The 1527-nt window shown below is 63.0% G+C and carries 1 protein-coding gene and 2 pseudogenes; 2 read left to right on the top strand and 1 reads right to left on the bottom strand.

Annotation, left to right across the window (positions count from 1 at the left end; translation table 11 throughout):
* Together EN964_RS34220 and EN964_RS34215 are read left to right on the top strand one after the other, a co-directional pair.
* Positions 1–463 (top strand): annotated as a pseudogene (locus tag EN964_RS34220) (beta-ketoacyl-[acyl-carrier-protein] synthase II); the annotation flags it as partial.
* A gap of 93 nt (positions 464–556) precedes the next feature.
* Positions 557–1372: an oxidoreductase gene (locus tag EN964_RS34215; protein WP_127269244.1), complete on the top strand. Its 816-nt coding sequence runs from the start codon at positions 557–559 to the stop codon at positions 1370–1372.
* Positions 1373–1394: 22 nt separating this feature from the next.
* Here EN964_RS34215 and EN964_RS34210 read toward each other — a convergent pair.
* Positions 1395–1527: pseudogene (locus tag EN964_RS34210) on the bottom strand (amino acid ABC transporter permease); the annotation flags it as partial.

Here is a 1527-nt window from a genome sequence, read left to right as displayed (position 1 = left end):
CTACGGCACAACCGCCGATGCCCACCACGTCACCTCCGGACCAGAGGACGGCGACGGCGCGCGCCGGGCCATGCAGATCGCGATTGCCCATGCAGGGATTTCGCCACGCGAGGTTCGTCATCTCAATGCGCATGCGACATCAACGTCAGTCGGCGACCTGGGTGAGATCGAAGCGATCAAGAGCGTGTTCGGGCGCGATTTCGCGATAGCTGTCAGCGCCACGAAATCGGCGACCGGACATTTGCTCGGAGCGGCCGGCGGGCTTGGTGCGATCTTCGCAATCCTGGCGCTCAGGGATCAGGTCGCCCCGCCAACCCTCAACCTTGGCGAGGCCGATCCGGCCGGCGACGGAATCGACTTCGTCGCAAACGCGCCCCGGCCCATGGAGATGGAGTACGCGATCTCCAATGGCTTCGGCTTTGGCGGCGTGAATGCCAGCGCCCTGTTCAGACGCTGGAACTAACCGGTGGCCAGACGCAGTCATGACCAACGCCCTTTGCCCCGGCCTCTCATGCTTTTCCCAATCCGATCCAACGCAAAGAAGGATATGATTTCCATGAACAAGACCAACCCTGGCGTCGCCCTGGTCACAGGGGCATCTTCCGGCATCGGGCGCGCTACCGCCGATGCCTTGCTAGGCGCCGGCTTTCGCGTCTTCGGAACCAGCCGTCGCGCGGCCTCCCGGCCATCCGCCGGCGTTACCATGCTGACCTGCGACGTGACCGACGACGCGTCCGTTGCGACAATGGTCGATGACGTTCTGGCCAAGGCCGGACGCATCGACCTGCTTGTCAACAATGCCGGCATGGGCCTGTTTGGCGGCGCAGAGGAGTCCTCGACCGCCCAGGCTAAGGTGCTGTTCGACGTGAACGTCTTCGGCGTCTTGCGTGTGACCAACGCGGTGCTGCCGGCAATGCGGCGCCAAGGGAAGGGCAGAATCGTGAATTTGAGTTCGGTGCAGGGGCTCATCCCCGCTCCCTATTTCGCACTCTACTCGGCGACCAAACATGCCATCGAGGGTTATTCGGAGTCGCTCGATCACGAATTGCGCCCGTTCGGCATCCGCGTTTCGCTGGTGGAGCCCGCCTATACCCGCACGGCATTCGAGGACAATCTTGCCGCCCCCGACCGGTCGCTCGAAATCTACGACTCCGCGCGTGCCGGGATGACTGTATCCGTGCGGAAATCGATGGAAAAAGGCGATGCGCCCGAAGTGGTCGCCAGCACCGTTTTGGCCGCGGCGACCGATCCTGCGCCGAAGAAACGCTATGCGGCGGGAAAAATGGCGCGCCAGGTCAGTTTCCTGCGTCGTTTCGTCCCCGCGTCCGCATTCGACAAGAGCCTGCGCAAGCAGCTTGGGCTGCCGGCCTGAAATCGAGCGCTGCCTTGGCGCGTCAGCGAGCAGCCGCCTGTTTCTCGAGCCTGCGGGCGTATTGCGTCAGCGGAAAGCACATGACGAAGAAGATCAGAGCCACCAGCCCGTAGACCTTGAACGGTTCGAAGGTCGCATTGTTGATGGCGTTGGAG

Source organism: Mesorhizobium sp. M7A.F.Ca.CA.001.10.2.1, assembly GCF_003998575.1.
GTDB lineage: Bacteria > Pseudomonadota > Alphaproteobacteria > Rhizobiales > Rhizobiaceae > Mesorhizobium.
Note: the sequence above shows the minus strand (reverse complement) of the source record. Positions and strands in the feature narration are given on the sequence as shown.

Coding starts and splice junctions, on each gene's coding strand:
- EN964_RS34215 (WP_127269244.1), top strand. CDS start 557: ATGAACAAGACCAACCCTGGCGTCGCCCTGGTCACAGGGGCATCTTCC.